This window comes from Pseudarthrobacter sp. NPDC058329 (genome assembly GCF_042879835.1).
Lineage (GTDB): Bacteria > Actinomycetota > Actinomycetes > Actinomycetales > Micrococcaceae > Arthrobacter.
This window is the reverse complement of sequence record NZ_JBHVZR010000001.1, coordinates 540,440-547,350: the sequence shown is the minus strand read 5'-3', so window position 1 is coordinate 547,350 and position 6,911 is coordinate 540,440. Positions and strand designations below refer to the sequence as shown.

Sequence of the window (6,911 nt, the reverse complement as noted above, 5' to 3'; positions counted from 1 at the left end):
GGGAATCGCTGTTCCGGGCCCAGGTGGCAGTGATGCGCAAGCTGCAGGCCGGCCCGGCCTTCCGGAAGCTCGCGGTGAACGAGTATGACGTCCTGTTCACGCTCTCCCGCTGCCCCACGGGGTGGCTGCGGCTCAACGAGCTCAACGACAACGTCCTGCTGAGCCAGTCCAGCCTCAGCAGGCTGGTGGAGCGGCTGGAGAAACGCGGGCTCGTGGCCAGGACGCCGGCTCCAGAGGACGGCCGGGGCGTGCTCCTGCAGTTGACGGACGCCGGCCGGGAGCTGCAAAAGGAAATCGGGCGCGAGCATGTCCGGGACATCTCCACGGTGATGGGTCCGGCCCTGACTCCGGCTGAACAGAAGGAGCTGCGAAGACTCACGGAGAAGCTCCGGAGCTCGCTGGGTCCACGCCCGCCACGCTAAGGCACCTTCGCCAGGAATCCGCAGTGGCCAGCACCGGACATTGCCGGCGCTGGCCCTGCGGAACCTTCTAGCCCAGTTCCAGCAGCCGGGCAGGGTCCTCCACCGGCAGGTCGCCGTTGACAACAGCGGTGACCTGGAGCTGGCTAAGCGTGAGGCTTCCCCCCACGGTGGAGAGGAAAGCCGTGTCGGCCGAGTCGCGGCCGGCCGTGATCCGCAGCATTGACTCCCGCGGGGCGAGCCCTGTGGGATCGATGACGTGCCAGGCCCCCTCAACGTACGCCTCTGCCACGGCATGGAAGTCCATGGGGCTCAACCCCGGTGCATAGACTGCGGCCAGCCTGGCCGGAATGTCCTTGGACCTCAGCAGCGCGATGGCCAGGTGCGCAAAATCCCGGCACACCCCACGCCGGCTGAGCAGGGTTTCCACGGCACCGTCCGTGCCCCGGGATGATCCGCTGAGATAGCGCAGCTCTCCATTCACCCAGTTCCTGACAGCGTTCAGCAGCGCGCCGTCCTGGACGCCGTCGAACTCGGCGTAGGCCGTGGGCAGGAGCCGGTCGGATTCCGCATAGCGGCTGGGCCGGACGTAGCGGATCCGGTCGGCGAGCTCCGCCTGCTCCGGCATGCCCTTCCCGCCCACGGTGGCGGAGTACTCCACCGTTACCTCTGCCGGCTCGGCGAACTCCATGTAGTGGAACCTGCCGCCGTGGTGGTCCGATACTTCGGTCAGGGGAACCCGCCCTCCCCCGGCTGTCACAGCCAGGGACTCCTCGAAGGAGGAGTAGCCGCTGTTCCGCGCTGCGGCGATGGCCATGGCCACCTTGGTATTGGCTGCGGTCTTGAAGACCAGTCGTGCGGAAACACTGCGTTCCATTGCTCTCCGGGGTGTTGGCGGTGGAAGAAAAGCCGCCGTTCCGCCGGGCACATGGTGGGGGCCGGGAACGGGACTAGTTTTTGATCTCCAGAGACATTAGCATCCGTTGGACGTTGGCGAATTCGGTGCCTTCCGAGGCGTACCTGGCCGCCTGGTCCAGAGTGTCAAACGCCTTGGCCGGAGCCACTTTTTCGTCCGGCGCAAAGGCCCGGACAGACACCACATCGCCAAAGGAGTAGTCGCCCTTCCCCGCCGGGCCGCGTACGACGTTGCGGAGCTCGCACGCCTGTCCGTCACCGCCGCCTACCACGTTGGTGATGCCGTAGGAGCCAAAGTAGCGGTAGCCCTGGATCACCCGGAACACCACCCTCGGCGGTATGGTTCCTTCCCCGCCCGCGGCGGACAGTTCAACGGGAACGCTGCTGACCACCGTATAGGGCCGCTTTGAGGCGTCTGGGCATTCGGCAAACGACGGCGGCAGTCCCGTGCGCAGCGCCGCCATGAAGGTGCCGTCAGGCTTCTTCACCTCGATTTTCAGCGCGCCGGGCAGCGTCCCTTCGTCCGGCGCGACGGTTTGCGCGATCCAGTCCTCCGGAAGATCGAAGCTGACGGTCCTGCCCGGATCCGAGAAGCTCTTCCAGGCCGCCGCTGTGGCAACGGCCTGCGGAGCCGTGGTTGCCGTCGCGCCCCCGGCCGTCGACGTTGATGCCGAGGCGGCCGCTGAGGCAGGAACGGTGGCTTCCGCACCTCGGGAGTCCGGCTGCGCTGTCCAGCCTGGCCCCTTGGACTCCGCCGTGGAGCAGCCTGCCAGGAGGGCGCCGGCCACCAGCAGCGTGCAGGACAGAAGGGTGGTTGTTGCCTTGCCTCTCATGCAGCCAGCCTAGTAGGCCGGCAGGGAGCCGGGAGTTACCGGGAGGGCGTTTCCTCCAACCAGCGGACAGCACACCGGTGTGTGTCGGTGTCGGGCGTGTTATGCGTGTACCGGGGACTAGGCTGGGGGCTATGGAAGAGCATCAGGGCGCAGCTGAAGAAGACCGGACGGACATTTCCGCCGTCGATATCGCTGACTGGCGGCTGCGGACCTTCGCGCTGTACGAGAACGTCCGCAGGCTTTCGCTGGAAAGCGCGGCAGAAGCGCATTCCTACTGGCGCCATCAGCGCGACCTGATGTTCGCCACGCACCCGGCGTCCGCCTTGACCGCCGCAGACAAGGCGCACTTCTCCGGGCTCAAAACCGCGGACTATGACCCCATCTACCGGTTCCACGTTCCGCTGACCCAGCAGGGCGCGGGCAGGCAGATCACCATAGAGACCGGCACTGACGGCGTTGTCCGCTTCGTCCGGCTGGGCACCTTTGACCTTCCGGAAGTAGGCCAGCTCGCGGTGTGGAAGCTGCAGGGCTACGGCGGTGGGATTTTTGTGCCGTTCCGGGATGCCACGGCAGGCCAGCCCGGCGGCAGCTACGGTGCCGGGCGGTACCTGCTGGACACCATCAAAGGCGCGTTCCACGGCGTCCACGGAAGCGGCCAGGACGCCACCTTCGTCCTGGACTTCAACTTTGCATATAACCCGTCGTGTGCCTACAACGAGGCCTGGGCCTGCCCGCTGCCAGGACCATCCAACCGGTTGGCCGTTGAAATCCCGGTGGGCGAGCTTTACTGACCGGAGCCGCTCAAGCTCCAGCACTGGGCTGTGCGCCCAGGCCCCTGACCCGTCCGACGGCGTCAAGCACCGCTGCTGCCGCCACTTCCAGGTCCGCTTCTGCCACCGCTGAATCGAAACTGAACCGGACGGCCGTCTGGGCCACTTCCGCGGAGATTCCCAATGCTGTAAGTACCGGCGACGGCGCATCAGAACCGGCCGCGCAGGCTGAACCGCTGGAGCACACAACGCCCTGGCGTTCCAATTCAAGCAGCACCGATTCGCCACTGGACCCGGGGAAGCAGAAGGACGCCACGGAGGGCAGCCGCTCAACCGGGTGCCCGGTGAGGATGGCCCCCGGAACACCATCAAGTACAGCGCTGATGAACGTGTCCCGCAGGGCCGCCACCCGGCGTCGTTCTTCCACCTGGCGGGCCTGGGCCAGGGTGAGGGCGGTGGCAAGTCCCACGGCTCCCGCCACGTTCTCGGTACCTGACCTCCGGCCGCGTTCCTGGCCGCCGCCGTGGATCAGTGGCTCCATCCGGGTGCGGCTGCGGACGTACAGCGCGCCGGAGCCCTTGGGTGCCCCGAGCTTGTGGCCGGAGATACTCATCGCATCAACCGCGAGCGCCCGGGTGTCCAGCGGCAGCCAGCCGGCCGCCTGGACGGCATCGGTGTGGAACGGGATGCCCAGTCCATGCGCCAGGGTGGCCAGTTCTGCGATGGGCTGTACGGTTCCTACTTCGTTGTTGGCATACATGATGCTGGCAAGGGCGGTTTCCGGCCGAAGCACCGCCCGGAACGCCTCCGGAGTCACCAGTCCTTTATCGTCTACAGGAACCACATCAACAGCGAAGCCGTGGAAGCGCTCCAGGTACCGGGCCGACTCCTCCACTGCGGGATGTTCGACGGCGCTGATCACCACCCGGCTGAGCCGCGGATCTGCCGCCTGCCGGGCCAGTGCAATCCCTTTGACGGCGAGGTTGTCCGCTTCCGTTCCACCGGCCGTGAAGACTATTTCGCCGGGCCGGCAGCCCAGGATGCCTGCGACAGACCGCCGGGCACCCGCGAGCGCATCGGCGGCTGCCCCGCCCAGGGTGTGATGGCTCGACGGGTTGCCGAACTCGCCGGTGAGGTATGGCCACATCGCCTCCAGGACCTCACGGCGGACGGGAGTGGTGGAGGCTGCGTCAAGGAAGATCATGGGAAGTCACCCGACAGTCAATTCGACGTCCAGCCCGAGGTCCAGGGCCGCCACGGTGTGGGTGAGGGCACCCACGGAAATGACGTCCACTCCCGTAGCGGCGATGGCTGCCACAGTCGCAAGGTTCACGTTTCCGCTGGCCTCCACGCGGGCCCGCCCGGCCACCAGTGCCACACCTGCATCCAGCTCCTCGAGGGTGAAGTTATCCAGCATGATGGTGTCCACTCCGGCGGCCAGCACCGGCTCGATCTGGTCCATGCGGTCCACCTCCACCTCCAAGTGCGTGGTGTGCCCCAGTTGCGCCTTGGCTGCGGCGAGGAGTTCCGTGAGGCGGGCGGGGTTGCCGCCCGTCATCACGGCGAGGTGGTTGTCCTTGGCCAGGACGGCGTCGGAGAGGCTGTACCGGTGGTTGGCACCCCCGCCGCAGCGCACCGCGAACCGCTCCAGGATCCGCAGCCCGGGGGTGGTTTTGCGGGTGTCGGTGATCCGGGCGGACGTGCCCTCGGTCAGCCGGACGAATTGCGCGGTCCTCGTGGCGATGGCGGACATCCGCTGCACCAGGTTGAGTGCCACGCGTTCGGCGAGCAGCACGGACCGGGCGCGGCCGCTGACCCGCGCAAGGTGCGTGCCGGCGTCGAACGTTTCCCCGTCGGCGAGCAGCAGCTCCACGTCCGTTTCCGGGTCCACCAGCAGCATGGCGTCCCGGAACACCGTGGCGCCGCTGAGGACACCCGGCACTCGTGCGTTCAGAACGGCAGTGGCCCGGGCCTCGGCGGGAATCAGCAGCTGGGAGGTGATGTCACCTGCCGGGGCGTCCTCGGCGAAGGCACGTTCCAGGATCTCCCGCACCGGCGCCGGCGGCAGCGTCAGGTCCAGTCGCGGGCGGGGAGCGGTCAACGCTTCCAGCACGGCGTTTTCGGCTGTGGACAAGTCAGTCATGGACAAGGCTCGCTTTCGGGCGGGTTCGGGAAGTTTCGGCAAATTCATCAGCGATGCCGGCAGCATCGGCCGGGCTGTCGCTCCGATAGTGGGCGCCGAGGGACTCCATGCGCTCCCGCGCCGCGGCCACCAGCAGCTGCGCGGCCAGCAGCAGGTTTCGGTCCTCGTGTTCCCGGACGTCCCCACCAGCAGGAACAACGTCAGGACGGACGACGCCGGCCCACCGGTCAAGAGCCTCGGCCGCTTCCGCCAACAGCACCCCATCACGAAGCACCCCGGCCTTGGCAGTCATAAGCCGGCGAAGCACCTCCCGCGAAAACGGTTCAAGGTGATCGAAGGAGCGTCCGATGGGTTCAGGAACTGTTGCGGCTTTCCACCCAGCGGATGCAGGCTGCGCCGCGTCGGATCCACGCGGGAGTTCCGGAGGTCCCGAAAGCGCCGTTGTCGCGTGAGCGCCCGCACCGGCCGCCGAGCTTGCGAGGCGATTGCCGGTGCGAGGCGGGAGCGCAGGCGCCGAGGGGCCTGCGGAACTCCCGCTTAGAAAGTCCTCGATAGCGCGCCGGCCGAACACGAGTCCTTCCAGGAGGGAGTTGCTGGCCAACCGGTTAGCGCCTTGGACTCCTGTGCAGGCCACTTCCCCGGCGGCGTACAGCCCTGGCACCGTGGTCCGGCCGTGCGCATCAGTGGCGACGCCGCCCATCCAGTAGTGCGCCGCCGGTGCCACCGGGACGAGTTCACGCGTCCAGTCGATGCCGGCGTCCAGTGTCCGCTGCGTGAGGGTGGGGAAACGCCGTGCCAGGAAGCCTGCGCCATTGATGCGCTCAACGTCGCGGGCGTCCAAGTACACGTGGCCGTTGGGGTCGCCAAGCTTGGCCAAATGCAGGGCGATGCTGCGGGATACGACGTCGCGGGACGCAAGTTCAGCGTCCGGATGGTAGGCACGCATGAAGTGCTTCCCGTTCCCATCGGTGAGGACCGCCCCTTCGCCACGGACAGCTTCGGAGATCAGCAGCGGATCCCGGTCCAGGCAGGGTGTTCCCGCAGGGCCTGCCGACGGGCTGGAAACCAGGCAGGTGGGGTGGAACTGGAAGAATTCCAGGTCGGCTGTTGCCGCTCCTGCGCGGACGGCGAGCGCAAGGCCGTCGGCGGTGGCCACCGCGGGATTGGTGGTCCGGGCGAACAGCTGGCCTGCTCCCCCGGTTGCCAGCAGGACGGCGTCACCGTGCACCGTGGCCCTGTTCCCGTCCTGAAGGAACTCCACGCCGGCCACTTTGCCGTTCTGCTGCAGGAGGGATGTTGCGTGGGCAGAAGTCCGGACCGTCAGGACCCCGCCCGCCTGCCGCTCGAGCACTGCGTGGATCAATGCTGCGGTTACCTTCGCCCCGGTGGCGTCGCCGCCGGCGTGGAGGATGCGGGGTGCCGAATGGGCTGCTTCCAGTCCCAGGGCCGGGCCGCCGTCGGCTGCTGCATCAAAGTGGACGCCAAACCGCTGCAGTGCTGCGATGTCCCGGCTCGCTTCGGCGCACATCAGCCGGACGGCCTCTTCGTTGCAATGCCCCGCTCCTGCCTGGAGTGTGTCTGCGATGTGGGCTGTCACCGTGTCGCCCGGAGCGGGACCGTCCAGCACAGCCGAAATCCCGCCCTGCGCGTACCAGGTGTTGCTGTCGCGAAGCTGCCCCTTGCTGAGGAGCACCACGTCGGCCCCGGAATCCGTTGCCAGCAGGGCGGCGTAGAGCCCCGCGATGCCGCTGCCGACGATGATCAGCCGCGCACGCGCCGCAGTGCTGCCGCGGCGGGTCATACCGCCGGCTCCGGACGGCGCGCATCGCTC

General features: G+C 67.7%; 7 protein-coding genes. 2 read left to right on the top strand and 5 right to left on the bottom strand.

Features of this window, described 5'->3' with window-relative positions; translation table 11 throughout:
* Window positions 1-422, top strand: a 422-nt coding sequence (locus ACFVYC_RS02585; protein WP_387546222.1) for a MarR family winged helix-turn-helix transcriptional regulator, incomplete at its 5' end; no start/stop codon positions are given.
* Between the two features lie 67 nt (window positions 423-489).
* On the opposite strand, the gene ACFVYC_RS02580 is transcribed toward ACFVYC_RS02585, so the two are convergent.
* Window positions 490-1,296: a transglutaminase family protein gene (locus ACFVYC_RS02580; protein ID WP_387546219.1), complete on the bottom strand. Its 807-nt coding sequence runs from the start codon at window positions 1,294-1,296 to the stop codon at window positions 490-492.
* A gap of 73 nt (window positions 1,297-1,369) precedes the next feature.
* Window positions 1,370-2,167 carry a hypothetical protein gene (locus ACFVYC_RS02575; protein WP_387546218.1) on the bottom strand — a complete coding sequence of 266 codons (798 nt, stop codon included), beginning with the start codon at window positions 2,165-2,167 and terminating at the stop codon, window positions 1,370-1,372.
* Between the two features lie 131 nt (window positions 2,168-2,298).
* On the opposite strand from ACFVYC_RS02575, the gene ACFVYC_RS02570 reads away from it, so the two are divergent.
* A complete protein-coding gene (locus ACFVYC_RS02570) occupies window positions 2,299-2,958 on the top strand; it encodes a DUF1684 domain-containing protein (protein ID WP_387546215.1) in 660 nt (219 codons plus the stop codon).
* Between the two features lie 10 nt (window positions 2,959-2,968).
* Here ACFVYC_RS02570 and ACFVYC_RS02565 read toward each other — a convergent pair whose 3' ends face one another.
* The 3 genes from ACFVYC_RS02565 to nadB are packed head-to-tail and all read right to left on the bottom strand — an operon-like array spanning window position 2,969 to window position 6,881.
* Window positions 2,969-4,141 (bottom strand): cysteine desulfurase family protein, encoded by a 1,173-nt coding sequence (locus tag ACFVYC_RS02565; protein WP_387546213.1) that lies wholly within the window; start codon window positions 4,139-4,141, stop codon window positions 2,969-2,971.
* Between the two features lie 6 nt (window positions 4,142-4,147).
* Complete coding sequence (nadC, locus tag ACFVYC_RS02560) at window positions 4,148-5,080, bottom strand: carboxylating nicotinate-nucleotide diphosphorylase (protein ID WP_387546211.1); 933 nt, start codon at window positions 5,078-5,080, stop codon at window positions 4,148-4,150.
* Window positions 5,073-6,881, bottom strand: a complete 1,809-nt coding sequence (gene nadB, locus ACFVYC_RS02555) for an L-aspartate oxidase (protein ID WP_387547105.1) — start codon at window positions 6,879-6,881, stop codon at window positions 5,073-5,075. Before nadB ends, nadC begins: the two co-directional genes overlap by 8 nt.
* Window positions 6,882-6,911 lie beyond the last annotated feature (30 nt).